The organism is Microbacterium halotolerans (assembly GCF_003569805.1).
GTDB classification, from domain to species: domain Bacteria; phylum Actinomycetota; class Actinomycetes; order Actinomycetales; family Microbacteriaceae; genus Microbacterium; species Microbacterium halotolerans.
Genome location: NZ_KZ984052.1, coordinates 406195 through 431104 on the forward strand (window position 1 = coordinate 406195; position 24910 = coordinate 431104).

Here is a 24910-nt window from a genome sequence, read left to right on the forward strand (position 1 = left end):
GGAGTCCGCTCAGCCGGTGCGCGGTAGGGTGGGAGGCTGGCGCAATCGCGCCGTCCTCACCCCAGACGAACGGATGCTGCTGTGCTTGCCGTGCACGATCTCGAGATCCGCGTAGGTGCGCGCATGCTCATGTCCGACGTGAGCTTCCGCGTCGGCCCCGGCGACAAGATCGGCCTCGTCGGACGAAACGGCGCGGGGAAGACCACGCTGACCAAGGTGCTCGCCGGCGACAAGCCGCCGAGCAACGGCGGCGTCGACCTGCGCGGCGAACTCGGCTACCTGCCGCAGGACCCCCGGTCCGGCGACCCGGAGGAACTGGCGCGCACGCGCGTGCTCAATGCCAGAGGGCTGGGCGACCTCGCCGCCGGGATCGCGGAGGCATCCGCGCAGATGGCCAGCGACGATGCTGAGGTATCGGAGAAGGCGATCCGTCGCTACGGCAACCTGATGGAGCGCTTCGAAGCGCTCGGCGGCTACACGGCAGAGAGCGAGGCCGCGGTCATCGCGAACAACCTCTCACTGCCGGATCGCATCCTGGACCAGCCGCTCAAGACGCTGTCCGGCGGTCAGCGACGCCGCATCGAGCTGGCGCGCATCCTGTTCAGCGATGCCGACACCATGATCCTCGACGAGCCGACCAACCACCTCGATGCCGACAGCGTGGTGTGGCTGCGCGAGTTTCTCAGGTCGTACCGCGGAGGGCTGATCGTGATCAGCCATGACGTGGAGCTGGTGGGCGAGACGGTGAACCGCGTGTTCTACCTCGATGGCAACCGCCAGGCCATCGACATCTACAACATGGGCTGGAAGCACTATCAGCGCCAGCGCGTCGCCGACGAGGAGCGCCGCAAGAAGGAACGCGCCAACGCGGAGAAGAAGGCGTCGTCACTGCAGCAGCAGGCGGCGAGATTCGGCGCCAAGGCCTCCAAGGCCGCCGCGGCGCACCAGATGCAGGCGCGCGCCGAGAAGCTGCTGTCCGGGCTGGACGAGGTGCGCCAGCAGGACCGCGTCGCGAGCATCCGGTTCCCGAAGCCCGCCGCGTGCGGAAAGACGCCGCTGATGGCTTCGAGCCTGTCGAAGTCGTACGGCGCGCTGGAGATCTTCGCGGGCGTCGACCTCGCCATCGACCGAGGGTCGAAGGTCGTCGTACTCGGGCTGAACGGCGCGGGCAAGACGACTCTGCTGCGCATCCTCGCCGGTGTCGACGCCAGCGACACCGGGCAGATCGAACCGGGCCACGGCCTCAAGATCGGGTACTACGCGCAGGAGCACGAGAACCTCGACATCGACCGCTCCGTGCTGCAGAACATGATGTCATCCGCGCCCGACATCAACGAGACCGAAGCACGCAAGGTGCTCGGATCATTCCTGTTCACCGGCGACGACGTGCTCAAGCCTGCGGGTGTCCTCTCCGGCGGAGAGAAGACCCGGCTGTCGCTGGCGACGCTCGTGGTGTCGTCGGCGAACGTCCTGCTCCTCGACGAGCCGACCAACAACCTCGATCCGGCCTCGCGCGACGAGATCCTCGGCGCGCTCAGCCACTACGAGGGTGCGGTGGTCCTGGTCTCACACGACGAGGGGGCCGTCGAGGCGCTCAACCCCGAGCGTGTGCTGCTGCTTCCGGACGGCGTCGAGGACATCTGGAACAAGGACTACGCCGACCTCATCTCCCTCGCCTGAGACCGAGTCACCTCTTCAAGTCTCCCGCCGATCTTCAGCTGCCTGCAGAGGCGTTGCCGGAGACTCGAAGAACTGTCACTGCGCGTCGAGGAGGGCGTCCTCCTCCTCGGCGTCGCGGTCGCGGCGGCGGCGGGGGCGCTTCGGACGAGGCAGGTGGGCACTGCCCTCGGAGCTGCCCATGGCGTCGACATCGTCGATGTCATCCGGATCGTCGTCATCCTCCGCGGACGCGCGGATCTCGGTGCGGATCATGTAGCCGATGAAGACGAAGCCCATCACCGCGAACAGAATCCACTGCACGGCGTACGACAGGAACGGACCGGGATCTTCGGCCGGATCCTCCAGAGCGTGCGGGGTGTCGGCGGCGGCCGGATCCTCCGAGACCAACGATCCGTACACGGTCGAAAGCGTGTCGTCGCCCGCGATCTCCGCAACCGACGGCACGTGCAGCGTCGGCAGCTGACCATCAGGGGCCGAGCGACCGGACGACGGCAGCTGCTCGGTCGGTCGCAGCCTGGCGACCACAGTGACCTCGCCGCTGGGAACGGCCGGCACGATGTCCGGAGCCTCGGCGCTCTCACCAGGCGGGATCCAGCCGCGGTCGACCACGAACACGCGACCGTCGTCGGTCCGGATGGGAACGAGCACCTCGTACGCATTCGTGCCGCCGTGGGGGCGGTTGCGCACGAACGTCTGTGCGGACGCCACGTACTCGCCCGTCACCTCGACGGGGCGCCACTCGTCGCCGGCGTCGAAGCGCCCGTCATCGCCGATGAGATCGGCGAGGGGCACCGGATCGGCGTCGTAGTTGTTCTCGATCAGGGCGAGATCGGTCGCACGCTCGGCGTTGCGGGAGAACTGCCAGTGCGAGAGGAACCCGCACGCCACCGCGAACAGGCAGGCGACGAGGGCGTACACCGTCCAGCGGACGGCGCGGGGACTGTTCTTCACGAGGCCCCCTGTGCGCCGTCCGTCACGCCCTCGACGACCTCGAGCGGAAAGCTGCGCGAGGCGAGGAACTCCCGCAGGTAGGAGACGTGCTCATCGCACGCCAGCCACACCTTGCGACGGTCGGCGAAGTGGATCTTCGGGTTGCGCCACACCACGCTCCACGTAGCGGACGCCCTGCACCCGGCTCGCGCACAGGTCGGCGCGATGGGGTCCATGCCGATCACGTCGCCGCACCGCCGTTCCCGTACGGGCGTTCGTCGTCCGTCTCGGCGCCGCTCTCATCGATGCGCAGCACGCCGGGCTCGGCGTCGGGCGGCGACGGCGCGGACGGCGCCGCGAGCGAGTCCGACTCCGGCGGGACGGCGTGGTCGACGCGTCTGGACGAGCGCGCGTTGGCGCTGACAACGGCGATGTAGGGCAGGAAGATCGCGCCGATCGCGAAGACGAACGTGTACCAGCCGTAGGGCTGGATCGCGACCGCCAGGATCAGACACGCGATGCGGATGCCCATGGTGATCAGATACCGACGCTCGCGCGAGCGCGAGTCGTCCCGCGGCGAGACGTCGAGCGACGTCGCGGACTGGGCGGAGCGGCTGCGTTTGTTCACGGTCCCTTCAGGGTATGCCCCCATCCGGTGAGCCGGCCCTGAGACCGCGCCGACTGCCGGATAGGATGATGACTCACTTTCCGTCGACAATGGAGCAGCACCGTGAGCTCAGCTGACACTTCCGACCGCGTCGTCCTCGTCACCGGCGGCAACCGCGGCATCGGCCGCGCCATCGCCGAACGCTTCGTACGCGACGGCTACCGGGTGGCCGTGACCGTGCGCAGCGGTGGGGGCCCCGACGGCACTCTCGCCGTGACGGCCGATGTCAACGACGGTGCATCGCTCGACGCGGCGGTCAAGGAGATCGAAGCCCGGCTCGGCCCCGTGACGACGGTGGTCGCCAACGCGGGCATCACCCGCGATACGCTGCTGATGCGCATGAGCGACGACGACTTCGACGCGGTCGTCGGCACGAATCTCGGCGGCGCCTTCCGCACCGTCAAGCGGGCTATCAGGAGCATGATCAAGGCGCGCCGCGGCCGGATCATCCTGATCTCCTCGGTCTCGGGCCTCCTGGGCGTCGCCGGCCAGGCGAACTACTCCTCGTCGAAGGCGGGCCTTGTCGGTTTCGCCCGCTCCGTCACGCGCGAGCTCGGCGGCCGCGGCATCACGGCGAACGTCGTCGCCCCCGGCTTCATCGACAGCGACATGACGGCAGAACTCGATGACAAGACGCAGGCGGATTACAAGAAGCAGATTCCCGCAGCGCGGTTCGGTACGACGGACGAGATCGCCGGCGTCGTGTCATGGTTGGCCTCGGATGACGCCGCGTACATCTCCGGGGCAGTCATCCCCGTAGACGGAGGCCTCGGCATGGGCCACTGACGAGGCCCGGCGGCGCGCCTGGCGGCGTTGTCGGCGGTCAGGGCACTGTCGGTGCCCTTCCTTCCTCCGCCGTGCCATGAGCACCTCCGTGGCACCTCGTACTCGAGACCCTGCCGACTTGCGGCTTGCGGTCTCCGCGTTCGCAGGAGCGCACCAGGAGCCCCCACTCGCGCGGGGGGCTTTGCCAGTAGGATCGGGGTATGACCGAAGCGAGTATCTTCACGCGCATCCACAACGGGGAGATTCCCGGCGAGATCGTCGCCGAGACGGATCGAGTGTTCGCGCTTCGCGACATCAACCCGCAGGCGCCGGTGCACCTGCTGGTGATCCCGAAGACCGAGCAGTACCGTGACGTCACGGAACTCGCCGCGGGTGACCCTGCGCTGCTCGCCGAGATGGTCGCTCTCGCCAAGAGCCTCGCTTCCGAGCACGCGAACGGCGAGTACCGCCTGATCTTCAACAACGGCGCGTCGGCGTCGCAGTCAGTCTTCCACGTGCACGCGCACGTGCTCGCGAACTTCGAGGAGAACGCACTCGTTGGATTCTGAATCCTCCCACCAGATCACCGACCGCATCCTGGCCGACGGCGTTGCGATGGTCCAGCTCCTCGGGCCGCAGGATCGGCTGCTCCGAATGGTCGAATCCGCCCATCCGGATGTCGACGTGCTCGTGCGGGGCAACGAGATCGCCCTCACGGGCGCGGAAGCGGATGTGCGCGCTGCGCGTCGCCTCGTGGACGAACTCATCGCTCTCACGGCGAAAGGACACGATGTGGTCGAATCTGACGTGAACCGTTCGGCGCGCATGCTCGCGGACGAATCGGGCCCGCGTCCGAGCGAAGTGCTCGGTGAAGCGATCCTGTCCTCGCGCGGCAGAACCATCCGGCCCAAGACTCCTGGCCAGAAGGAGTACGTCGACGCGATCGACGAGAACACGATCGTGTTCGGCATCGGCCCTGCGGGCACGGGCAAGACGTACCTCGCGATGGCGAAGGCGATCCAGGCGCTGCAGCGGCGCGAGGTCGAGCGCATCATCCTGACGCGACCGGCCGTCGAGGCGGGGGAGCGGCTCGGGTTCCTGCCCGGCAGCCTCACCGACAAGATCGACCCGTACCTGCGCCCCCTGTACGACGCCGTCAACGAGATGATGGATCCGGAGATCGTGCCCAAGCTCATCGCGAGCGGCACCATCGAGGTCGCACCGCTCGCGTACATGCGCGGCCGCACGCTGAACAACTCGTTCATCGTCCTCGACGAGGCGCAGAACACCACGCCCGAGCAGATGAAGATGTTCCTCACGCGGCTGGGTTTCGGCACACAGATGGTCGTCACCGGCGACATCACGCAGATCGATATCCCGGGCGGAACGAGCGGACTGCGCACGGTGACGCGCATCCTCGACGGCGTGGATGACATCCACTTCGCGCACCTGACCAGCGACGACGTCGTTCGGCACTCGCTGGTCGGCCGGATCGTCGACGCCTACACGGAATACGACGAGCAGCGCACGGCGCAGCGCTTCGAGCGCGCGGAGGCGCACGAGTTCGCGAACCGCGCCGAGCGGCGCTCGTCGGCGCGGCGCGGCGGCCCGCGCGACCACAAGGGGAGGCCCAGAGCATGATCGAGATCAACAACGAGTCGACGATCGAGATCGACGAGTCGGTGCTGCTCAGGCTCGTCGAGCGGAACCTCGCAGAGCTCCGAGTGAGCCCCGACGCCGAACTCGCGATCGTGCTGATCGACGAGGGCGCGATGGAGCAGCTGCACCTGCAGTGGATGGACGAACCGGGGCCGACCGACGTGCTGAGCTTCCCTATGGATGAGCTGCGGCCGGGCACCGAGGACGTGCCGACGCCGCCCGGCCTGCTCGGCGACATCGTGCTCTGCCCGCAGGTCGCCGAGACACAGGCACAGGCGGCAGGGCACTCGACGACGGACGAACTCATCCTGCTCACCACCCACGGTCTGCTGCATCTGCTCGGCTTCGATCACGCAGAGCCGGAAGAGCATCGTGAGATGTTCGGCCTGCAGAAGACGCTGATCGACGGCTTCGCCGCGGAGGAGCGCCGACGATCGTGAGACGCCGGCGACCTCCTCGATCTGAGAACCGCTCATGACCCCCGCGCTGCTGTTCGTCGCCGCGGCACTTCTCGTCGCGCTCGGCGGCACGATGTCCGCCATCGATTCCGCGCTGTCGGTGACCTCGCGCGCGGAGATCGTCGACCTCGCCGCAAGCCAACGGGCGCGGCGCGCCAGAGCCCTCGCACACCTCGCAGACGACATCGACTCGCACGCCAACGTGGTCGCACTCGTCCGCGTGGTGTCGGAATCGACGGCCGCCGTCCTCGCGACGGTCGCGTTCACGCTCGTCTTCGACAACCTCTGGTGGGCGATGCTCGCGGCGGCCGTGCTGATGGCCGGCCTGTCGTTCGTCGCCGTGTTCTCCAGCCCGAGGGCGGTGGGCCGACGCCATTCCGACGCCTTCGTGCGCGCATCGGCGCCGCTCGTGCGCGCTCTGCGCATCGTGCTGGGGCCCATCGCCGGTCTGCTCGTGCGCATCGGCGCCCGCGTCGCCCCCACCAGGGGCAGACAGAGCTTCGACTCGGAGGACCAGCTGCTCAGCATGGTCGACGAGGCCGCGTCCAACGATCTCATCGACGATGACGACCGCGACCTCGTGCACAGCGTGTTCGACTTCACCGATCAGGTCGTGCGGGCCGTGATGGTGCCGCGCACCGACATGATCTCCATCGACGCGACGGCGACCACGCGCGAGGCGATGCGCATCTTCCTCGACACCGGCATCTCCCGCATGCCGGTGATCGACGGCGAGGTCGACGACGTCGTCGGCGTGCTCTACCTCAAGGACCTCGTGCAGTTCGGCTTCCGGGAGACGCCCGGATGGCACGACGCGACCGTGCGGGCGCTGGCTCGGCCTGCGTCGTTCGTGCCGGAGCAGATGCGTGCAGAGACGCTGCTGCAGCAGATGAAGCGCGATGCCGTGCACGTCTGTCTCGTCGTCGACGAGTACGGCGGCGTCGCAGGCATCGTCACGCTCGAGGACCTCATCGAGGAGCTCGTCGGTGAGATCGCCGACGAATACGACGCACCGTCCCACGAGATCGTGGAGCTGAGCGAGGGCAGCTACCGCGTCGCGGCCCGCCTCGCGCTCGACGAAGTCGGCGACCTGTTCGACTACGAGCTGGAGGACGAGGACGTCGACTCGATCGGCGGCCTGCTCGGCAAGGCTCTGGGGCATGTCCCGCGACCGGGCGAGACTGTCGAGTCGCACGGCCTGATCATCACCGGAGGCACCTCCCGCGGGCGCGGCAGGGGCCTCGCCACGGTGTTCGTCGAGCGCGGCGAGGGTCTGCGCGCTCTGCAGGAGGTCCGCTCGCGCCACCCGCAGACCGGCGAGATGCCGGTCCAGGACGACGCACACGGCACGACCCCGTCGAGTCGCGGCGAGCGAGAAGGAAGAGAGCGATGATGAGTGATACGCCGGAGACTCGGAGCGGTTTCGTGACCTTCGTCGGTCGCCCGAACGTGGGCAAATCGACCCTGATGAACGCCCTCGTCGGGGAGAAGGTCGCGATCACGAGCGACAAGCCGCAGACGACCAGGCGCGCCATCCGGGGCATCATCAACCGACCTGCCGGCCAGCTCGTCGTCGTCGACACCCCTGGCGTGCACCGACCGAGAACGCTCCTCGGTCAGCGTCTGAACGACCTGGTCGAACAGGTGCTCGGCGATGTCGACGTGATCGCGCTCTGCGTGCCGGCGAATGAGAAGGTCGGCCCGGGCGACCGCCGGATCGCGGCCTCCCTCGACGACTACCCGAACGCGAAGAAGGTCGTGCTGGTGACCAAGACCGACGCCGCAGGCCGTGACGACATCGTGCAGCGGCTGATGGAGGCCGATTCGCTGCGCGAGGACTGGGCAGCCGTCATCCCGCTGTCGTCCGTATCGGGCGACCAGCTCGAGGTGCTCGCCGACGAGGTGCTCGCCCTGATGCCGGAGGGGCCTGCGCTGTATCCGGATGACGTGGTCACCGACGAGTCGACGGAGGATCGCGTCGCGGAGATCATCAGGGAGGCGGCTCTGGACGGCGTCCGCGACGAGCTGCCGCACTCGATCGCCGTGACGATCGACGACATCGCCGCCAGGGAGGGACGTGACGATCTCACCGACGTCTACGCCAACGTGGTGGTGGAGCGCGACAGCCAGAAGGCGATCATCATCGGCCACAGGGGCTCCCGGCTGAGCGATGTCGGTGCCCGAGCGCGTGCCCAGCTGGAGCCGCTGCTCGGCACGAAGATCTATCTCGCTCTGCACGTGCGGGTGGCGAAGGAATGGCAGCGCGATGCCAAGCAGCTCGGACGTCTCGGCTTCTGATGAGCACTCTGCGCAATCCAGCGGCACGGGCGCCCCGTGCCGCTGAGCAGGATGAGTGTTATCGTGGAGACATGCTCCACGGCGGTCTCCTTCTTAGTCGCCGCGACGAGTCCTCGATCTAGGGCCTTCTCGTCGCGGAGATTTCTGCGGGCCCATATCGACACACCCGCCGCGAAAGAAGAAGACCATGAAGAACAATCAGAAGCCGTCGGCGATGCCGGTGCACAAGTACGTTCCCTTCCACGAACAGATCACGGTCGATCTGCCCGACCGCACCTGGCCGTCCAAGCGCATCGAGAAGGCGCCTCGTTGGTGCGCCGTCGACCTGCGCGACGGCAACCAGGCACTGATCGATCCGATGGATCCGCAGCGCAAGCGCGTGATGTTCGATCTGCTCGTCGGAATGGGCTACAAGGAGATCGAAGTCGGGTTCCCCTCGGCCAGCCAGACGGACTTCGATTTCGTGCGCAGCCTGATCGACGAGGGCGCCATTCCGGATGACGTGACCATTCAGGTGCTGACGCAGGCCCGCGAGCATCTGATCGCCCGCACATACGAGTCGATCGCCGGCGCGAAGCAGGCCATCGTGCACCTGTACAACTCGACCAGCGTGCTGCAGCGCGAGGTGGTGTTCCGCACCGATAAGCAGGGCATCATCGACATCGCGCTGGAGGGCGCGCGTATCTGCAAGAAGTACGAGGCGACGATCCCCGAGACGATCGTCTGCTACGAGTACTCACCCGAGTCGTACACCGGGACCGAGCTCGAGTTCGCCGTCGAGATCTGCAACCAGGTGATGACGGTGCTGCAGCCGACGCCGGAGCGCAACATCATCCTCAACCTGCCGGCCACGGTGGAGATGGCGACGCCCAACGTGTACGCCGACTCGATCGAGTGGATGAGTCGACACCTCGACAATCGCGAGAACGTCATCCTCTCGCTGCATCCGCACAACGACCGCGGCACGGCGATCGCCGCATCGGAGCTGGGCTACATGGCCGGTGCCGACCGCATCGAGGGATGCCTGTTCGGCAACGGCGAGCGCACGGGCAACGTCGACCTGGTCGCGCTGGGCGTGAACCTGTTCACCCAGGGCATCGACCCGCAGATCGACTTCAGCGACATCGACCAGATCAAGCGCACCGCCGAGTACTGCAACCAGCTGCCCGTGCACGAACGCAGCCCGTGGGCCGGCGACCTGGTCTTCACCGCGTTCAGCGGATCGCATCAGGACGCGATCAAGAAGGGCTTCGAGTCGATGGACGCCAGGGCCGAGGCCGCAGGCGTCTCGGTGGACGACATCAGCTGGGGCGTGCCGTACCTGCCGGTCGACCCGAAGGACCTGGGTCGCTCGTACGAGGCGGTCATCCGGGTCAACTCGCAGTCGGGCAAGGGCGGCGTCGCGTACCTGCTGAAGACCGATCGCCACCTCGACCTGCCCCGCAAGCTGCAGATCGAGTTCTCCGGCGTGGTGCAGTCGCGCACGGACAGCGACGGCGGTGAAGTCTCCAGCGACCAGATCTGGCACATCTTCCAGGACGAGTACCTGCCTTCCGACACCTCAGACGCGCGCTGGGGACGATTCGAGATCATCTCCACAGACACCCGCAGCTCGGGAAGCGACGTCACCCTCGAGGTGACGCTGCGCGACGGCGAGGAGCAGCGCACTGTCACCGGAACCGGCAACGGGCCGATCGCGGCCTTCCTCGAGGTGCTGCGTGACTCAGGGCGCGAGGTCACGCTCTACGACTACGTCGAGCACGCGATGTCGGCATCCGGCGATGCGCAGGCGGCGGCCTATGTCGACCTGCAGATCGATGACCAGCGGCTGTGGGGCGTCGGCATCGACGGCGACATCTCGATGGCATCGCTGAAGGCGATCGTCTCGGCGGTCAACCGCACCATCCGGGCCCGCGAGGACGACCTCGTCGCTGCCTGAGCAACCGCGCCGACAATCGCTCAGGTGCGGCGACTTGCCGCACCTGAGCGGCGGGACCCGGTTCCGGTGCGGATTAGGCTGGAAGGGTGCCGACCTATCGAGACGAAGCGGTCGTGCTTCGCACCCACAAACTGGGGGAGGCCGACCGCATCGTGACGCTCCTCTCGCGGCAGCACGGCAAGATCCGTGCCGTCGCGAAGGGGGTCAGGCGCACGTCGTCGAAGTTCGGTGCGCGGCTCGAGCCCTTCATGGTCGTGGACGCGCAGTTCTACGCCGGACGCAGCCTCGACATCGTGCAGCAGGCGGACTCGATCGGCTCCTACGGGGCCGCGATCGCGAACGACTACGACAGGTACACCGCGGCCAGCGCGATGGCGGAGGCCGCTGACCGCATCGCCGAAGCCGAGTCCGGCGCGCAGCAGTACTACCTGCTGGTCGGCGCCCTGCGCTCGCTCTCGCGCGGCGAGCACGCGCCCGCGGCGATCCAGACGTCCTACCTCCTCCGGGCGATGGCGCTGTCCGGATGGGCGCCCGCCCTCGACGACTGCGCACGGTGCGCCGCTCCCGGCCCGCACAGCGCGTTCGTCGCACAGCTGGGCGGCAGCGTCTGCGGCAGCTGCGCACCCGCAGGAAGCCCGAAGGCACAGGAGAAGTCCCTCGTGATGCTGCGGGCGCTGCTCGCAGGAGACTGGGGAACGGTCGACGACGCACCCGAGGCAGATCTGCACAGCGCATCCGGTCTCGCGAACGCGTACGTGCAGCACCATCTCGAGCGGGGCATCCGCGCCTTCAGCCAGACGGGACGCCGCGGAGGCACACGATGACGAAGCCCTACACGCACCGCGACGCCGTCGCGTTCCGTCCGCTCGACTGGACGGGCGTGCATCCGACGCCCTTCGCCGGGCCTGTGCCGAACCACGTCGCCGTTGTGATGGACGGCAACGGTCGTTGGGCCAACAAACGTGGTCTGAACCGGATCGAGGGGCACCAGGCGGGGGAGGAGGTGCTGCTCGACGTCGTCGCTGGTGCCATCCAGGCAGGCGTGAAGCACCTGTCCGTGTACGCGTTCTCAACGGAGAACTGGCGCCGCTCGCCCGATGAGGTGCGCTTCCTGATGGGCTTCAACCGCGATGTGCTGCATCGGCGCCGCGACCAGCTCAACGAGTGGGGCGTGCGGGTGCGCTGGGCGGGGCGCGAGCCTCGCCTGTGGCGCAGCGTCATCAAGGAGCTGCGATACGCGGAGGAGCTCACACGCAGCAACGACGTGCTCACGCTGACGATGTGCGTCAACTACGGCGGACGCAACGAGATCGTCGATGCCGTCAGGCGGATCGCCGAGGATGTGGCGGCCGGCCGGATGAAGCCGTCGGGTGTGAGTGAGAAGGCGCTCCGGCGGCACACCTACATCCCGGACATGCCGGATGTCGACCTGTTCGTGCGCTCCAGCGGCGAACAGCGCACATCGAACTTCCTGCTCTGGCAGGCGGCGTACGCCGAGATGGTCTTCCTCGACACGCTGTGGCCGGATTTTTCGCGCGAGAACCTGTGGGAGGCCATCCGGATCTTCCACTCGCGCGATCGTCGATTCGGCGGGGCGATCGATGCGCCGAGCGACGGATAGGCACATGAGGCCGAAACCAGGGACGAGCACTTTCGGGTTCGAAGCAGTCGTCCTGCGGATCGACGCTCAGCACTCGTATGTGCGCCGATATCGTGCACGGTAGCGTGAGGCGGTATGAGAACAGATACGATCCCCCTCCGCGAGGGACGCGGCGACGTCACACTGACCACCTACGTCCTCGACGATTCGGCGGCGATGCTCGGCGGTGCATCCCGTCCCGCCGTTCTCATCCTGCCGGGCGGCGGCTACCTGAGCTGCTCCGACCGCGAAGCGGAGCCGGTCGCCATGGCGTTCGCCTCGCTCGGCTATCACGCGTTCGTGCTGCGCTACTCGGTGTACGGCGATGCCGACCTGACGCAGCCGCTCGAGCCGCGCGAGCGCTCGCAGTTCCCGCACCCGCTCGTCGACGTGGGACTCGCTATGCGCGAGATCCGCGCGCGGGCGGGGGAGTGGCTCGTCGACGTCGACCGGATCGCGGTGTGCGGTTTCTCCGCTGGCGGCCACAATGCGGCCATGTACGCCACCCACTGGGACAAGCCGGTGATCACCGATGCCGTCGGCGAGGGCCTGCGCCCGGCGGCTCTCATCGCCGGCTACGCGATCACGGACTACATCGACGTCGCCGAGAGGATGCACGAGGCCGGTGAGATCGAACGGGCCGTGCGCGGTGCGGCGGCGGTCGCGTACCTCGGAACCGCCGAACCGTCGCCGGAGGCACTCGTCGCGGCCAGCCCCGCGCGCACGGCTGACGCGACCACGCCTCCATCCTTCATCTGGGGCACCGCGGGCGATACCCTCGTTCCGGCGCGGCACAGCATGTACCTCGCGACGCGCTTGGCTGACGTGGGCGTGCCGTACGAGCTGCACGTGTACGAGGAGGGCCGCCACGGCCTGTCGCTGGCGACGCAGGCGACGGCCGGTTCTCGCGGCGACATGGATGTCAGGGCGGCCGACTGGTTCCGTCAGGCGTCGTCGTGGCTCGAGCGTCGGTTCGCCCTCGATGTGCCTGAGCTGTCCGCCAGGGAGCGCCCAGGCGCCTGACCGCCTCTGCAATGCGCTGACGGGTGCCCGGTCGCTGCGGTCAGGCGGAGCACTACTCGCGCAGCGCGCCCTCGATCGCAGTGATCACCGCGGGGTCGTCAGGGGTCGTGCGAGGGCGGAACCGGGTGACGGCGCCGTCGGGGGAGACGAGGAACTTCTCGAAGTTCCAGGTCACGCGGCCTGCCTTGCCCTCGGTGTCTTCGGTCTGCTTCAGCGCCTTGTAGAGGGGATGCGCGTTCCTGCCGTTGACCTTGACCTTGTCGGCGACCGGGAACGACACGCCCCACGTCGTCGCGCAGTAGTCGAGGATCTCCTCGATCGAGCCCGGCTCCTGACCCATGAACTGGTTGCACGGGAAGCCCAGCACGGTGAGTCCCTTCTCGCCGTATGTGCGCTGCAGCTGCTCCAGCTGCTCGTACTGCGGCGTGAGACCGCACTTCGACGCGACGTTCACGATGAGTACGGGGCCGTCGGAGACCTCGCCGAGCGTCTTCGTCTCTCCCGTCGCGGTGTCGAAGGGAATGCTGCGCACATCGAGTACTTCGCTCATACAGCCCAGCCTACGCCCGCCAGTCATCTTCGGCTCGGCGCGCTGTGGACCCGGTGAGGACGGAACGCCCCCCCATGGACAGCACGGTCGCCTCCCACGTCGACTCTGGAAGAATGGAAGGATGACCTCTGCGCTGACCGAATCTCGAGCTGCGGGCTCGGCGAACCCGACTGGCGCACCGCTGAAGATCGGCCCGCTCACGATCGATGTGCCCGTCGTCCTCGCTCCGATGGCAGGCATCACCAATACGGCGTTCCGACGCCTGTGCCGCGAGTACGGTGCGGGCCTCTACGTCAGCGAGATGATCACGACGCGTGCACTGGTCGAGCGCAACCCGGTCACGATGCGTCTCATCCAGCACCACGAGTCCGAGACGCCGCGTTCGATCCAGCTCTACGGCGTCGACCCCGAGTACACCGGCAAGGCGGCCCGCATCATCGCGGAGGAGAACCACGCCGACCACATCGACCTCAACTTCGGCTGCCCCGTCCCCAAGGTCACCCGCAAGGGCGGGGGAGCGGCGCTGCCGTGGAAGCTCGACCTGTTCCGCGACATCGTGGAAGCCGCAGTCGACGGCGCCGGCGAGCTTCCCGTGACGGTCAAGATGCGCAAGGGCATCGACGACGACCACCTCACCTTCCTCGACGCCGGGCGCATCGCGGAGGACGCCGGCGCGAAAGCCGTCGCCCTGCACGCTCGCACCGCAGGCGAGTTCTATTCGGGCCACGCAGACTGGTCCGCCATCGCCGAGCTGAAGCAGGCGGTCACGTCGATCCCCGTGCTCGGCAACGGCGACATCTGGAGCGCGGACGATGCCATCCGGATGGTCGAGGCGACCGGATGCGACGGTGTCGTCGTCGGGAGAGGATGCCTCGGTCGCCCGTGGCTGTTCGGCGATCTCGCACTGGCGTTCGGCGGGGAGGGCACGAGCGTCGATGCCACGCTCGCGTTCGTCGCGCAGGCGTTCAAGCGCCACGCCGAGCTCCTGGTCGAGTTCTTCGAGAGCGAGGACCGCGGCTGCCGCGACGTGCGCAAGCACGCATCGTGGTACTTCAAGGGGTACCCGATCGGCGGCGACCTGCGCGGACAGTTCTCGCAGGTGACATCGCTTGCGCACATCGACGAGCTCATCTCGCAGCTCGACCTCGACGCGCCGTACCCCGGCGCGCCCGCAGAGGGCCAGCGCGGGCGTTCGGGGCGGCCGAAGCGCCCCGTGCTGCCCCAGGGCTGGCTAGACTCGCGAGGGATGGCCGCAGACGCGACCAGCGAACTTCAGGAAGCGGAGCTGGACACCAGTGGGGGATGAGCTGACCCGGACGAGGCCTGCCGGATACACGGACGAAGATGCAGAGCGCTTCCATCCGGAACAGCATCGTTCTCAGCGCGACAGCTTCGCGCGCGACCGCGCCAGAGTGCTCCACTCCGCGGGCCTTCGGCGATTGGCCGCGAAGACCCAGGTGCTGAGCCCCGCAAGCCCTGCGGATTTCGCGCGCAACCGGCTGACGCACTCGCTCGAGGTCGCGCAGGTCGGGCGCGAGATCGGCAGTTCGCTCGACATCGCTGCCGATGTCGTCGACACCGCGTGCCTCAGCCATGACCTCGGTCATCCGCCGTTCGGGCACAACGGAGAACGCGCCCTCAACGACTGGGCCAGCGACATCGGAGGCTTCGAGGGCAACGCTCAGAGCCTGCGCATTCTGACCCGTCTCGAGGCCAAGATCGTCGGCGACGGGCGATCCCACGGCCTCAATCTCACGCGCGCCTCGCTCGACGCGGTCTGCAAGTACCCGTGGACGGTCGAGGATCCCGTGCCCGATCCAGGCGGCCGCCTCAAGTTCGGGGTGTACCCCGAAGACGAAGACGTATTCGCGTGGATGCGGCAGGATGCCCCGTACCGCAAGCGCTGCATCGAGGCCGAGGTGATGGACCTCTGCGACGACATCGCGTACTCCGTGCACGACTTCGAAGATGCCCTGCTCAACGGCTACCTCGACCTCCGACTCATCAACGACCCGGTCGAGCACCACCCGATGGTGGGGCGCATCCAGCAGTGGGTCGGCTACGACTTCTCACGTGAGGAGCTCGCAGACGGCCTGTACCGCCTCACCCATCAGCCGATGTGGCTGAGAAGGTTCGACCGCTCGCGCTCGGACATCGGTCGGCTGAAGAATCTCACCAGCGACCTGATCGGGCGCTTCGCCACCGAGAGCGTGAAGGCCACCCGTGAGGCGTACCCGCAGGAGTCGCTCACGCGCTACCGTGCGAGCGTCATCGTGCCGCGCAACATCGAGGTGGAGATCGCCGTGCTCAAGGGGATCATGGGCGCCACGGTCGCCAGTCTCGACACTCGCCGCGGCATCTACGAGGAGCAGCGCCGCGTGTTGGAGCGTCTCGCGAACACGCTGCTGTCGACCGACACGCTGTTCTCATCCGGCGCCGACCAGCTCGATCCGGAGTTCGCCGCCGACTTCGCCGATGCGACCACCGATGCCGAGCGCAAGCGGGTCATCGTCGACCAGGTGGCCAGTCTGACCGACCAGACAGCCCTCTCGTGGCACAACCGGTTGGTGGGCCCGATCGACCCCGAGGAGGTCGGCATCTGGGCTCCTCGCCCCTCCGAGCTGGCGGAGGTGTAGCCCGTGCCTCGCATTCGACAGGCCGACGTGGAAGAGGTCAAGTCGCGCACGAACATCGCCGACGTGATCGGTGACCGCGTCGCGCTGAAGCCGGCAGGCATCGGATCGTTGAAGGGACTGTGCCCGTTCCACGACGAGAAATCGCCCAGCTTTCACGTGCGGCCGCAGCACGGCTACTACCACTGCTTCGGTTGCGGCGAGTCGGGCGACGTGTACAGCTTCCTGCGCGAGATGGACCACATGTCGTTCACCGAGGCCGTCGAGCGCCTTGCCGCGCGCATCGGCTTCCCCCTGCACTACGAGGAGGGCGGCGGCCCGGCACCCGAGACGAGCGCCAGGTCACGGCTGCTCGCGGTGAACAAGGCCGCTGCCGACTACTTCCGCTCGCAGCTCGGCTCGCCGGGTGCCGAGATCGCGCGCCGGTTCCTGGGGGAGCGGGGCTTCGATCCTGCCGCGGCCGCACACTTCGGCGTCGGCTTCGCACCTCAGGGGTGGGATCACATGCTGAAGGCGCTGGGCCAGCAGGGTTTCACACGCGACGAGATGATCGCCGCCGGCGTGGTCTCGCAGAATCAGCGAGGCGGTGTCTACGACCGATTCCGCGGGCGCGTCGTATGGCCCATACGAGACGTCACCGGTCAGACCATCGGGTTCGGCGCGCGCCGGCTCTTCGACGACGACAAGGGCCCGAAGTACCTGAATACGCCCGAGACCGCCGTGTACAAGAAGAATCAGGTGCTGTACGGGCTCGATCTGGCCAAACGCGACATCTCGCGCGGCGAACCCAAGCGCGTGGTCGTGGTCGAGGGATACACCGACGTGATGGCTTGCCACCTCGCGGGCGTCACCACTGCGATCGCGACGTGCGGTACGGCATTCGGGCCGGACCACGTCACCGTGCTGCGACGCGTGATGGGCGACGACTCGGCCAACGGTGAGGTGATCTTCACCTTCGATCCGGATGAGGCGGGCCAGAAGGCAGCCGTGCGCGCGTTCGCGGAGGAGAAGCGGTTCAACGCCCAGTCGTATGTGGCCGTGGCACCGGACGGCCTCGACCCGTGCGACCTCCGCCTGCAGCGCGGTGACAGCGCCGTGAAGGGCCTCGTCGAGCAGAAGAAGCCGATGTTCGAGTTCATGATCGACCGGCGGATCTCCGGGTTCGACCTCGCGACTGTCGAGGGCAGGGTCGGCGCGCTGCGTTCCGGCGCTCCGATCGTCGCGGAGATCCGGGATCGGCTGCTGCGTCCCGGCTACGAGCGCGTGCTCGCGCTGCGCCTCGGCATGGACCCGGCCGACGTTCATCGCGAGGTCGAGGGCGCCGCGCACCAGGCGCGACGCAGCGCGTCCCAGCCGCAGCGCACCTACGGGGCGGATCAGGCGTCGGAGCATCAGGTGGCAGCCCCCGCGGTGACACTCGGCTCGCTCCCGCCCACACCGCAGAACGCGCGCGAGCGCGACGCACTCACCGGATTCCTGCAGTACGGCCACCGGGTCGATCCGGAGCTGTTCGTCAGGGCGCTCGCCGTGCCGTTCCATCATCCGGCTCTGGAGGGCGTGCGCGCCACGCTGGAGGGCACCGATCGGAGCAGGCCCGGATGGGCGCTGACGGTCGTGGAGAGCGCGCCGCCTGCATACGCGACGCTGGCCGGCGAGCTCTTGGCGCGGGACTTCCCCGCACGCGACGAAGAGCACGCAGTCAATTCGATAAACGACCTGGCCAGGCAGCTCATCATCGGAGCGCTCCTGGCGCAGAAGAATCAGCTTCTCGGTGCAATCCAGCGCGTGCCGGCCGATTCCGAGGAGGGCAGGGCGCTGCGCGTGCAGCTGCGCGACCTCGATGCGGAGAAGGCGCGCCTCACCCGTGATGACTGAGAAGCTGCACGAGAAAGGCCCCCACCCGGAAGGGTGAGGGCCGTCTGCTCCCCGGGTTGGACTCGAACCAACAACCTATCGGTTAACAGCCGATTGCTCTGCCATTGAGCTACCGGGGAATACTCCGTGGAGCGCGCCGCCGCGATCGCGACAACTCGTCCAGCTTAGCAAACGATCCGGAGGGAAATCGACTCCGGGCACGTCCCGGGCGCGTCACGAAATCGAGAGCGTCCCATCGACCTGGGCGTCCGGTGTCCACTGCACGTCATCGCTGGATCCGATCGCCACGACGTGTCCGCCGCGCAGCTGCATCCGGTCGGCGCGCAGCTCGCGCGCCAGGTAGGGGTCGTTGCTGACGATCAGCGACGCCATGTTCCACTCGGCGCGGCGCTTCACGATGGCGTCGAAGACGGTGTGGCGCACCTCGAGGTCGAGATTCGCCAGCGGCTCGTCGGCGACGAACAGCTGCGGGTCGAGGACGAGCGCGCGGGCGATCGCGACACGCTGCCGCATACCGGCGCTGAGCTCGTAGGGGAAACGGTCCGTGGCGCCCAGGGGGAGCTGCACCTCGTCGAGCAGCGCCGCGATGCGCAGGTCGAGTGCGCGTCCGGATGCGCGACGATCGCGGGAGAGAATCGGTTCGGCGATGATCTCGGCGACGTTGAGTCGCGGGGGCAGGTTCGCGCCAGCGCTCTGCGGCAGATATCCGGCGCGGTACGTCAGAACGCGGTGCCCGCGACCGGGCTTGCGGATGTTCACACCGCACACGGTGGCCTCACCGCCCGCGACCTTGCGGGTGTCGTCTCGTTCCCCTGCAAGCACCGAGACAAGACTCGACTTACCGGAGCCCGTCGGCCCGCTGATGCACATCGTCCCGGCCCAGTCGAGGGTGAATGAGACGCCGTCTACGGCTCTGATCGTCGGCCCTCGCCCCGCACGTCCGACGCTGAGATCGTGACACGTGATCGCAGCGTCCGGATGGTCTTCGATGCGCATTCCTCCATCCTGCCCCACGATGGGCATCCCGTGGTGGTCAGCGCCTGGTCGGGGTGTGTGAAAGTCGCTATGGACATCCGGGCACGGGCGTTGCAGACTAGCGGCAAGCGGCCGTTGAGCCGACCGTCGAGAGCAAGGGGGTTGTCTGTGGGAAGCGATGATATCGCTGGCAAGGCGAAGGACTTTCTCAACTCCGACAAGGCAGAAGAGATCAGCGACCAGGTACTCGATGGGGCTGAAGGCCTCGCAAACAAGGTCACAGGTGACAAGTTCGCCGACAAGGTCGAGGACGCACGCGATGCGGCTGACGACAAGATCGGCAACGAGTAACCTTCGCACTTGACGCGAACAGGTCCCTCGCTCGGTCTCCGAGCGAGGGACTCTTTCTGCCTGTCACCCTCCGGGGGTCAGCCCTCGAGGTCGTCGATGCCGGGCGTCCAGGCCTGTCCCGGCTTCCCCCAGCCGCGCTTCTTCGAGATCTTCTGCGCGGTCTTCCAGTCTCCGTCGGACACGCGGTCGATGTAGATGATGCCGTCGAGGTGGTCGAACTCGTGCTGCATGATGCGCGCGCGCCATCCGTCGACGTCGACGCGCACCGAGTCGCCGCGCACGTCGGTGCCCGTCACGATCACGCGATCGGAACGGCGCAGCGGGAACCTCTCACCGGGGAAGGACAGACATCCTTCTGACTCCTCGTCCTCATCCGGGTGACCGGGGGTCGGCGGCGTCATGAGCAGCTCTGGGTTCAGAATCTCCCCGCGCCAGGGTCTGCCGTCGTCGTCTTCGAAGGAATACACGTAGATGCGCAGGGCGACCCCCACCTGGGGGGCGGCGAGCCCGACACCGGGAGCGGCGTCCATGGTCTCGTACATGTCGGAGACGAGAGTGCGGATCTCGTCGGTGATCTCTGCGACCTCGGCGGCGGGTGCGTGGAGCACGGGATCGCCCCAGATGCGAATGGGAAGGACTGCCATTCGTCCAGCGTAGACGCGCCGATTCGGAGATCCGTGCATGCGTGGCATCGTCTCGATCCGGTCACGGTCGCGGGGGAGAACCCCCGTAATCCCGGTGTTCTCTGCGTGCTGGACCGATCTGCGCAGGAGGGCCCATTAGGCTCGGTTTCCGTGATGTGGGGCATGGAAGTCGGCGACCCAGGCGAGCAGCTCGTCGGGTTTCTGCAGAACCCTGGGCTGCTGCTCGGCATTCCGCTGGCGCTGGCCGGTGCCGTGTTCATGTCGCTCGGCGCCCAGTACCAGAGCCGCGGCGTCCGCAAAGTCGAGCGGCTCTCCGGCGCGACGGGGGAGCAGGGCCTCGGCATGGCCCACTTCCTGCGCCTGCTGCGTCGCCCGTCGTGGATCGTCGGCACGCTGTTGTTGGGCGTAGCCGTCGTCTGCCAGCTCAGTGCGCTCTCCGTCGCTCCGCTCGTCGTCGTGCAGCCTCTCGGCGCGGTCTCCCTCGTGATCACGACCCTGCTGAATGCGCAGATGACGGGCCACATGCCGACCAGACGGTCGATGACCGCGATCGGCCTGTGCGTCGGCGGCATCTTCGTCTTCGTCATCATCGCAGCGCTGTTCGCAACCGAGCGACCAGTCACCGACTACGAGCTGCTCACGGTACTCGCGATCCTGCTCATGGTGGCCATCGCCCTCGGAACGGCGTGGCTGGCGCTGCGGAAACGGCTGTCCGCGCTGTTCTACATCACCGCCGGCGGCATGCTCTACGGCTTCGTCGCCACCTTCGCGAAGATCATCATCCTCCGCGTGCAGAGCGGGAACTTCGGCTGGGTGACGATCACCTGCGCGATCGCGCTGATCGCCGCCGCCGTCGTCGGCGGATACTTCGTGCAGACCGCGTACTCGTCGGGACCGCCGGACCTCGTCATCGCCGGTCTGACCGTGATCGACCCGATCATCGCCGTGCTCATCGGTGCGCTGGTGCTGGGAGAGACTGCACACGCGCCGTTGTGGGCCGTTGTCGTGTTCATACTGATGGGCGCAGTCGCCGCCGTCGGGGTGTTCCTGCTCGCCAGGCACCATCCACAGGTGATCAGTGAGTCGCAGCAGCTGAACATCGCGCGCGGCGGCGACGCGCGCCTCGATCGCACCGCCACCGATGCGCAGCGAGGCGCGCCTCGTGCGTCCAGTGAACCGTTCGAACAGGATTCAGCGGTCATCCGCGATCAGCCCCTCACGCGCGATCCGGATTCTTCGCACTCGCCGTCGACGCCGCTCGACGACCTGCGCGCACTGCGCGACCCCGACGATCTGCTGGAGCGCCGTAACCCGCCGCAGGACGGATCGCCGAAGCGCGGTGACACCGCCCCGCCGCCGCGTGGCACCGACGACACGTCGCGGTAAGCTGTGAACCGAAACGGGGCCGTAGCCAAGATGGTCAAGGCAGCGAGCTCATAACTCGACGATCCGTGGGTTCAAGTCCCACCGGCCCCACCGTCTGACCCTCCTTCTGCCGCATGATTCCGCGGAAGTCGGAGTGAATCATGAACGTCGTGGAAACCGCAGATCGAGCGAAGTCGTCGTTCTATGGTCCTCAAAGGCGTGTCCGCCGCGCGGGACGAGCCAGCAACGCCGCAGAAGACGATATGCCACTTTCAGAAGCGGAGAGGGCCGTCGCCACGGCACTGGCGGTCCACGGCGCGCCGAGCCATCAGCAGATCAGCCGGCCCGTTCTGTCTGGAGCTTGCGCAACCGGAGCTTGATCTTGTCGCGGTTGACGTCGGGGTCACCGACGAGGTCGAGCAGTTTGCCTTGTGAGAATCCTCGTGCAGGTCTGCCTGTGGGGCTTCGCACAGCTGTGTCACGATGAAGGCATGAAAGCCGTCTTCACCGCGTGCGTTGTGCTTGCTGGCACGCTGTGTCTCGTCGCATGCAGCCCGTCCGCGCCACCTGTGGGTCAGGTTGTGAAGGGCCTTCCGGAGGGCTGGGAAGGGCCGGAACCGGACTTGCTTGCTGCAGAGACTACGGTCGGTTGGGCCGATGGTGGTACTTCATTCGGCGTCGTGACCATCGGCAGTAGCTCTTGCCCGGTGGTCGCTAGGTCACTTACCACCGAGCCACCGGACGAAATCACGATCACCTTCGAAGCAGCGGCACACGAAGAGTGCACTGCAGACTCCGCGGTGACGACTCACGTCTTCGACTTGCCATCCGAGATCGTTGAAAGCCCCATCACCATCGTCGCTGAGATCGCTGGCCAGGAGATCGAGCTCCGGCTCCGATGATCGCAAAGTGCTTCACAAGCGATTCGAAGCTCGCGCGCATGCTTGGCCAAGTTGACTGAGGCCCGAGGCGCCTCATATCTAACTGGTCACGAATCGGCACTGTCGTTGCTTGCCCGCGCCGCTAGCGTGGGGCGGGCTGGAGGTCGATGTGCTGATCACCGCGGCGCAGGAACGCCCCGGCGCCGGAGCGGCCCTCGGACTCCGGCACTTCCGCGACGCGCCCGAAGGACACGCTTGTGATTTCGGGGTCGTAGGTGTGATAATCGAACCGCAATCGAATACGCAGTCCGCCGGATCTCCGGTCGGGTTCATGACAGGTCGTAGGGGAAGACGCACCTGACACACGAACCAGACGAAAACGGAGAAGATCATGGCGACACCACATGCGCGCGGAGTGATCTACATCCACTCCGCGCCGAAAGCGCTCTGCTCACACCTGGAGTGGGCGGTCGGTCGTTCGCTCGGCCGGGCCGTGAACTTCGAGTGGGCGGAGCAGTCGGTTATGCCCGGCGCTCGGCGCGCCGAGTTCTACTGGGAGGCCCCCGCGGGAACCGGCGCCGCTCTGGCGACCGCGATTCGCGGCTGGGAGCATCTGCGGTTCGAAGTGACGGAGGATCCGACGCCCCGCAGCGACGGCGGCCGCTGGATGCACACCCCCGATCTCGGCATCCACTACTCCCAGATGGACACTGCCGGCAATGTCGTGATCCCGGAGGACCGCGTGCGCTACGCCATGGAGGTCGCCTCCGGCGATGCGTTCGAGCTGCAGCGCGAGCTCGACATCGCGCTGGGCTCCGCGTGGGACGACGAGCTCGAGCCCTTCCGGCACGCCTCTGACGATGCCGCCGTGGTCTGGCTCCACAAGGTCGGCTGACCGACCCTCAGGCAGTCATCTGTGCTCCGTGCGCGGGCATAAAGACTTGCGGCCGCCCGGTCGAAGGATCCTGGGCGGCCGCAGTACGTCGTCGTCGGCTGTCAGTCGTCGTAGCTCGCGAAGGCGACGACGGCGTTGTGGCCGCCGAAGCCGAACGAATTGCTGATCGCGAGCTGCGGCCCGTCGCCGAGCGGTTGTGACTCGCCCGACAGCTTGAACGGCACGGCCGGATCCTGTTCCGTCATGTTGATCGTCGGCGGGGCCACGCGGTCACGCAGCGCCAGCACGGTGAACGCGGCCTCCAGCGCACCGGTTCCGCCCAGCAGATGACCCGTCGACGCCTTGGTCGCCGACACCGGGATGTCATCGACCCTGTCGCCGAACACGCTCCTCAGCGCCACGTACTCGTTCGGGTCTCCGACCGGGGTCGACGTGGCATGGGCGTTGATATGGGTCACATCGTCCGGCGCCGCACCGGCTTGCGCCAGCGCCTGCTCCACGGCACGGGCTGCGCCCGCACCCTCAGGGTCGTTGCCCGTGATGTGGTAGGAGTCCGCCGTCACGCCTCCGCCTACGAGATAAGCGTAGATCTTGGCACCGCGCGCCTTGGCGTGCTCCTCCGTCTCGAGGACGAGCGCGGCGCCGCCCTCACCCATCACGAAACCGTCGCGGTCGATCGCGCCGGGACGCGATGCGCCCTCCGGATCGTCGTTGCGGCGCGACAGCGCCTGGGCGGAGGCGAACGAGGCCATCGTGATCGGATGGATCGCGGACTCCGCACCACCGGCGATCACGACGTCGGCGAGGCCGTCCTGCAGGTGCTCGTATGCGTTCCCGATCGACTCCGTGCTGGAGGCGCAGGCGCTGACCACAGTACGGGCGAAGGCCTTCGCCCCGAACTGCAGCGACAGGTTGCCCGCGCCCGCGTTGGGCATGAGCATCGGAACAGTGAGGGGCATCACACGCCTCGGACCCTTCTCACGCAGAGTGTCCCAGGCATCCAGCAGCGTCCACACGCCGCCGATGCCCGTCGCCCAGTCCACGCCGAGCCGCTCGGGGGCGACGTCGGGAGCACCGGCGTCCTCCCACGCCTCGCGGGCAGCGATGAGGGCGAACTGCGTGGACGGATCGAGACGCTTCGCCTCGTGGCGAGGCAGCACTTCCGACGGGCGAACGGACGCCTCGGCGGCGAACGTCACCGGAATCTGATACTGCTCGATCCACTCGTGAGGCAGTGTGTGCGCTCCTGGCTTTCCTGCGAGCAGGTTCTTCCAGTTGTCCTGAACGGTGCCGCCGAGCGCCGAGGTGGCTCCGATTCCGGTGACGACGATGCGCTTGGTCATGGTTGGTTCCTTGATCCGGGCTTGAATGTTGCTCGGGAGAGTGACGTGGTGCCGTACGCCGTAGGTACGGCACCACGCACCATCACTGGTTGCTGGTGATGTAGTCGACCGCGTTCTTGACGGTCTTGAGGTTCTTCACCTCATCGTCCGGAATGGTCACGCCGAACTTCTCCTCCGCGTTGACGACGATCGTCATCATCGAGATCGAGTCGATGTCGAGGTCGTCGGTGAACGACTTCTCGAGCGCCACCTCCGATGCGTCGATGCCGGTCTCGTCGGTGATCAGCTCAGCAAGGCCCTCGAGGACCTCGTCGTTCGTGAATGCCATGGGTTTCTCCTT

General features: G+C 67.4%; 26 protein-coding genes and 2 tRNA genes. 19 read left to right on the plus strand and 9 right to left on the minus strand.

Annotated elements, in window-relative coordinates; translation table 11 throughout:
• Positions 1-81: 81 nt before the first annotated feature.
• Entirely contained in the window at positions 82-1680 is a 1599-nt protein-coding gene (locus DZG09_RS11155) for an ABC-F family ATP-binding cassette domain-containing protein (RefSeq protein WP_119697794.1), read from the plus strand.
• A gap of 75 nt (positions 1681-1755) precedes the next feature.
• Here the strand turns inward: DZG09_RS11155 and DZG09_RS11160 are convergent, their stop codons facing one another.
• Genes DZG09_RS11160 through DZG09_RS11170 form a run of 3 tightly spaced genes read right to left on the minus strand, consistent with a single transcriptional unit; the run spans position 1756 to position 3238 of the window.
• Complete coding sequence (locus DZG09_RS11160) at positions 1756-2631, minus strand: SURF1 family cytochrome oxidase biogenesis protein (protein WP_119697795.1); 876 nt, start codon at positions 2629-2631, stop codon at positions 1756-1758.
• Positions 2628-2846, minus strand: coding sequence for a hypothetical protein (locus tag DZG09_RS11165; RefSeq protein ID WP_162893288.1), 219 nt, complete (start codon positions 2844-2846; stop codon positions 2628-2630). Before DZG09_RS11165 ends, DZG09_RS11160 begins: the two co-directional genes overlap by 4 nt.
• A gap of 5 nt (positions 2847-2851) precedes the next feature.
• Entirely contained in the window at positions 2852-3238 is a 387-nt protein-coding gene (locus tag DZG09_RS11170; protein WP_240423960.1) for a DUF3099 domain-containing protein, read from the minus strand.
• Positions 3239-3340: 102 nt separating this feature from the next.
• Between DZG09_RS11170 and fabG the strand changes: the two genes are divergently transcribed.
• The 10 genes from fabG to DZG09_RS11220 all read left to right on the plus strand — a co-directional run bounded on the left by fabG (position 3341) and on the right by DZG09_RS11220 (position 13058).
• On the plus strand, positions 3341-4063 hold the full coding sequence (gene fabG / locus DZG09_RS11175) for a 3-oxoacyl-ACP reductase FabG (protein ID WP_119697798.1): 723 nt from the start codon (positions 3341-3343) through the stop codon (positions 4061-4063).
• A 200-nt stretch (positions 4064-4263) separates the two neighbouring features.
• Positions 4264-4611, plus strand: coding sequence for an HIT domain-containing protein (locus DZG09_RS11180; RefSeq protein ID WP_119697799.1), 348 nt, complete (start codon positions 4264-4266; stop codon positions 4609-4611).
• 46 nt (positions 4612-4657) lie between these two features.
• Positions 4658-5683 (plus strand): PhoH family protein, encoded by a 1026-nt coding sequence (locus DZG09_RS11185; RefSeq protein WP_119698004.1) that lies wholly within the window; start codon positions 4658-4660, stop codon positions 5681-5683.
• Positions 5680-6141: an rRNA maturation RNase YbeY gene (gene ybeY / locus DZG09_RS11190; RefSeq protein WP_119697800.1), complete on the plus strand. Its 462-nt coding sequence runs from the start codon at positions 5680-5682 to the stop codon at positions 6139-6141. Before DZG09_RS11185 ends, ybeY begins: the two co-directional genes overlap by 4 nt.
• A 34-nt stretch (positions 6142-6175) precedes the next feature.
• The gene (locus DZG09_RS11195; protein ID WP_119697801.1) at positions 6176-7552 is read left to right on the plus strand and encodes a hemolysin family protein; all 1377 of its coding nucleotides are present in this window, start codon (positions 6176-6178) and stop codon (positions 7550-7552) included.
• Entirely contained in the window at positions 7552-8457 is a 906-nt protein-coding gene (gene era, locus DZG09_RS11200) for a GTPase Era (protein WP_119698005.1), read from the plus strand. Before DZG09_RS11195 ends, era begins: the two co-directional genes overlap by 1 nt.
• A 187-nt stretch (positions 8458-8644) precedes the next feature.
• Positions 8645-10396 (plus strand): 2-isopropylmalate synthase, encoded by a 1752-nt coding sequence (leuA, locus tag DZG09_RS11205; protein WP_119697802.1) that lies wholly within the window; start codon positions 8645-8647, stop codon positions 10394-10396.
• An 86-nt stretch (positions 10397-10482) separates the two neighbouring features.
• Complete coding sequence (recO, locus tag DZG09_RS11210) at positions 10483-11220, plus strand: DNA repair protein RecO (RefSeq protein ID WP_119697803.1); 738 nt, start codon at positions 10483-10485, stop codon at positions 11218-11220.
• Positions 11217-12017, plus strand: a complete 801-nt coding sequence (locus tag DZG09_RS11215) for an isoprenyl transferase (protein ID WP_119697804.1) — start codon at positions 11217-11219, stop codon at positions 12015-12017. Before recO ends, DZG09_RS11215 begins: the two co-directional genes overlap by 4 nt.
• 114 nt (positions 12018-12131) lie before the next feature.
• Positions 12132-13058, plus strand: a complete 927-nt coding sequence (locus DZG09_RS11220) for an alpha/beta hydrolase (RefSeq protein ID WP_119697805.1) — start codon at positions 12132-12134, stop codon at positions 13056-13058.
• 52 nt (positions 13059-13110) lie between these two features.
• Here the strand turns inward: DZG09_RS11220 and DZG09_RS11225 are convergent, their stop codons facing one another.
• A complete protein-coding gene (locus DZG09_RS11225) occupies positions 13111-13608 on the minus strand; it encodes a glutathione peroxidase (RefSeq protein ID WP_119697806.1) in 498 nt (165 codons plus the stop codon).
• A gap of 121 nt (positions 13609-13729) precedes the next feature.
• Here DZG09_RS11225 and dusB point away from each other — a divergent pair, with 121 nt between their 5' ends.
• The 3 genes from dusB to dnaG are packed head-to-tail and all read left to right on the plus strand — an operon-like array spanning position 13730 to position 18116.
• Complete coding sequence (dusB, locus tag DZG09_RS11230; protein WP_119697807.1) at positions 13730-14914, plus strand: tRNA dihydrouridine synthase DusB; 1185 nt, start codon at positions 13730-13732, stop codon at positions 14912-14914.
• The gene (locus DZG09_RS11235) at positions 14904-16244 is read left to right on the plus strand and encodes a deoxyguanosinetriphosphate triphosphohydrolase (protein ID WP_119697808.1); all 1341 of its coding nucleotides are present in this window, start codon (positions 14904-14906) and stop codon (positions 16242-16244) included. The genes dusB and DZG09_RS11235 overlap by 11 nt, the downstream gene beginning before the upstream one ends.
• Positions 16245-16247: 3 nt before the next feature.
• Entirely contained in the window at positions 16248-18116 is a 1869-nt protein-coding gene (gene dnaG, locus DZG09_RS11240; RefSeq protein ID WP_119697809.1) for a DNA primase, read from the plus strand.
• A 47-nt stretch (positions 18117-18163) separates the two neighbouring features.
• On the opposite strand, the gene DZG09_RS11245 is transcribed toward dnaG, so the two are convergent.
• Both DZG09_RS11245 and DZG09_RS11250 read right to left on the minus strand, forming a co-directional pair.
• A tRNA-Asn gene (locus tag DZG09_RS11245) sits at positions 18164-18235 on the minus strand.
• A 94-nt stretch (positions 18236-18329) separates the two neighbouring features.
• Entirely contained in the window at positions 18330-19112 is a 783-nt protein-coding gene (locus DZG09_RS11250; RefSeq protein WP_119697810.1) for an ATP-binding cassette domain-containing protein, read from the minus strand.
• 147 nt (positions 19113-19259) lie between these two features.
• Here DZG09_RS11250 and DZG09_RS11255 point away from each other — a divergent pair, with 147 nt between their 5' ends.
• The gene (locus DZG09_RS11255; protein ID WP_240423962.1) at positions 19260-19442 is read left to right on the plus strand and encodes an antitoxin; all 183 of its coding nucleotides are present in this window, start codon (positions 19260-19262) and stop codon (positions 19440-19442) included.
• Positions 19443-19519: 77 nt separating this feature from the next.
• Here the strand turns inward: DZG09_RS11255 and def are convergent, their stop codons facing one another.
• Positions 19520-20086, minus strand: coding sequence for a peptide deformylase (gene def, locus DZG09_RS11260; protein ID WP_119697811.1), 567 nt, complete (start codon positions 20084-20086; stop codon positions 19520-19522).
• Between the two features lie 153 nt (positions 20087-20239).
• Here def and DZG09_RS11265 point away from each other — a divergent pair, with 153 nt between their 5' ends.
• From DZG09_RS11265 to DZG09_RS11285, 4 genes are all read left to right on the plus strand, one after another.
• On the plus strand, positions 20240-21472 hold the full coding sequence (locus DZG09_RS11265; protein WP_205529164.1) for a DMT family transporter: 1233 nt from the start codon (positions 20240-20242) through the stop codon (positions 21470-21472).
• A 15-nt stretch (positions 21473-21487) separates the two neighbouring features.
• Positions 21488-21562: transfer RNA gene (locus DZG09_RS11270), tRNA-Ile, on the plus strand.
• 380 nt (positions 21563-21942) lie between these two features.
• Positions 21943-22353 carry a hypothetical protein gene (locus tag DZG09_RS11280; protein ID WP_162893289.1) on the plus strand — a complete coding sequence of 137 codons (411 nt, stop codon included), beginning with the start codon at positions 21943-21945 and terminating at the stop codon, positions 22351-22353.
• A 370-nt stretch (positions 22354-22723) separates the two neighbouring features.
• The gene (locus DZG09_RS11285) at positions 22724-23227 is read left to right on the plus strand and encodes a DUF3145 domain-containing protein (protein WP_119697814.1); all 504 of its coding nucleotides are present in this window, start codon (positions 22724-22726) and stop codon (positions 23225-23227) included.
• A 101-nt stretch (positions 23228-23328) separates the two neighbouring features.
• Here the strand turns inward: DZG09_RS11285 and DZG09_RS11290 are convergent, their stop codons facing one another.
• Both DZG09_RS11290 and DZG09_RS11295 read right to left on the minus strand, forming a co-directional pair.
• Positions 23329-24570 carry a beta-ketoacyl-[acyl-carrier-protein] synthase family protein gene (locus DZG09_RS11290; protein ID WP_119697815.1) on the minus strand — a complete coding sequence of 414 codons (1242 nt, stop codon included), beginning with the start codon at positions 24568-24570 and terminating at the stop codon, positions 23329-23331.
• 82 nt (positions 24571-24652) lie between these two features.
• Positions 24653-24898 (minus strand): acyl carrier protein, encoded by a 246-nt coding sequence (locus DZG09_RS11295; RefSeq protein WP_119697816.1) that lies wholly within the window; start codon positions 24896-24898, stop codon positions 24653-24655.
• Positions 24899-24910 lie beyond the last annotated feature (12 nt).

Coding starts and splice junctions, on each gene's coding strand:
- DZG09_RS11165 (WP_162893288.1), bottom strand. CDS start 2,846: ATGGACCCCATCGCGCCGACCTGTGCGCGAGCCGGGTGCAGGGCGTCC.
- DZG09_RS11180 (WP_119697799.1), top strand. CDS start 4,264: ATGACCGAAGCGAGTATCTTCACGCGCATCCACAACGGGGAGATTCCC.
- DZG09_RS11185 (WP_119698004.1), top strand. CDS start 4,658: ATGGTCCAGCTCCTCGGGCCGCAGGATCGGCTGCTCCGAATGGTCGAA.
- ybeY (WP_119697800.1), top strand. CDS start 5,680: ATGATCGAGATCAACAACGAGTCGACGATCGAGATCGACGAGTCGGTG.
- DZG09_RS11195 (WP_119697801.1), top strand. CDS start 6,176: ATGACCCCCGCGCTGCTGTTCGTCGCCGCGGCACTTCTCGTCGCGCTC.
- era (WP_119698005.1), top strand. CDS start 7,552: ATGAGTGATACGCCGGAGACTCGGAGCGGTTTCGTGACCTTCGTCGGT.
- leuA (WP_119697802.1), top strand. CDS start 8,645: ATGAAGAACAATCAGAAGCCGTCGGCGATGCCGGTGCACAAGTACGTT.
- DZG09_RS11215 (WP_119697804.1), top strand. CDS start 11,217: ATGACGAAGCCCTACACGCACCGCGACGCCGTCGCGTTCCGTCCGCTC.
- DZG09_RS11220 (WP_119697805.1), top strand. CDS start 12,132: ATGAGAACAGATACGATCCCCCTCCGCGAGGGACGCGGCGACGTCACA.
- DZG09_RS11225 (WP_119697806.1), bottom strand. CDS start 13,608: ATGAGCGAAGTACTCGATGTGCGCAGCATTCCCTTCGACACCGCGACG.
- dusB (WP_119697807.1), top strand. CDS start 13,730: ATGACCTCTGCGCTGACCGAATCTCGAGCTGCGGGCTCGGCGAACCCG.
- DZG09_RS11250 (WP_119697810.1), bottom strand. CDS start 19,112: ATGCGCATCGAAGACCATCCGGACGCTGCGATCACGTGTCACGATCTC.
- def (WP_119697811.1), bottom strand. CDS start 20,086: ATGGCAGTCCTTCCCATTCGCATCTGGGGCGATCCCGTGCTCCACGCA.
- DZG09_RS11265 (WP_205529164.1), top strand. CDS start 20,240: ATGTGGGGCATGGAAGTCGGCGACCCAGGCGAGCAGCTCGTCGGGTTT.
- DZG09_RS11280 (WP_162893289.1), top strand. CDS start 21,943: ATGAAAGCCGTCTTCACCGCGTGCGTTGTGCTTGCTGGCACGCTGTGT.
- DZG09_RS11285 (WP_119697814.1), top strand. CDS start 22,724: ATGGCGACACCACATGCGCGCGGAGTGATCTACATCCACTCCGCGCCG.
- DZG09_RS11290 (WP_119697815.1), bottom strand. CDS start 24,570: ATGACCAAGCGCATCGTCGTCACCGGAATCGGAGCCACCTCGGCGCTC.
- DZG09_RS11295 (WP_119697816.1), bottom strand. CDS start 24,898: ATGGCATTCACGAACGACGAGGTCCTCGAGGGCCTTGCTGAGCTGATC.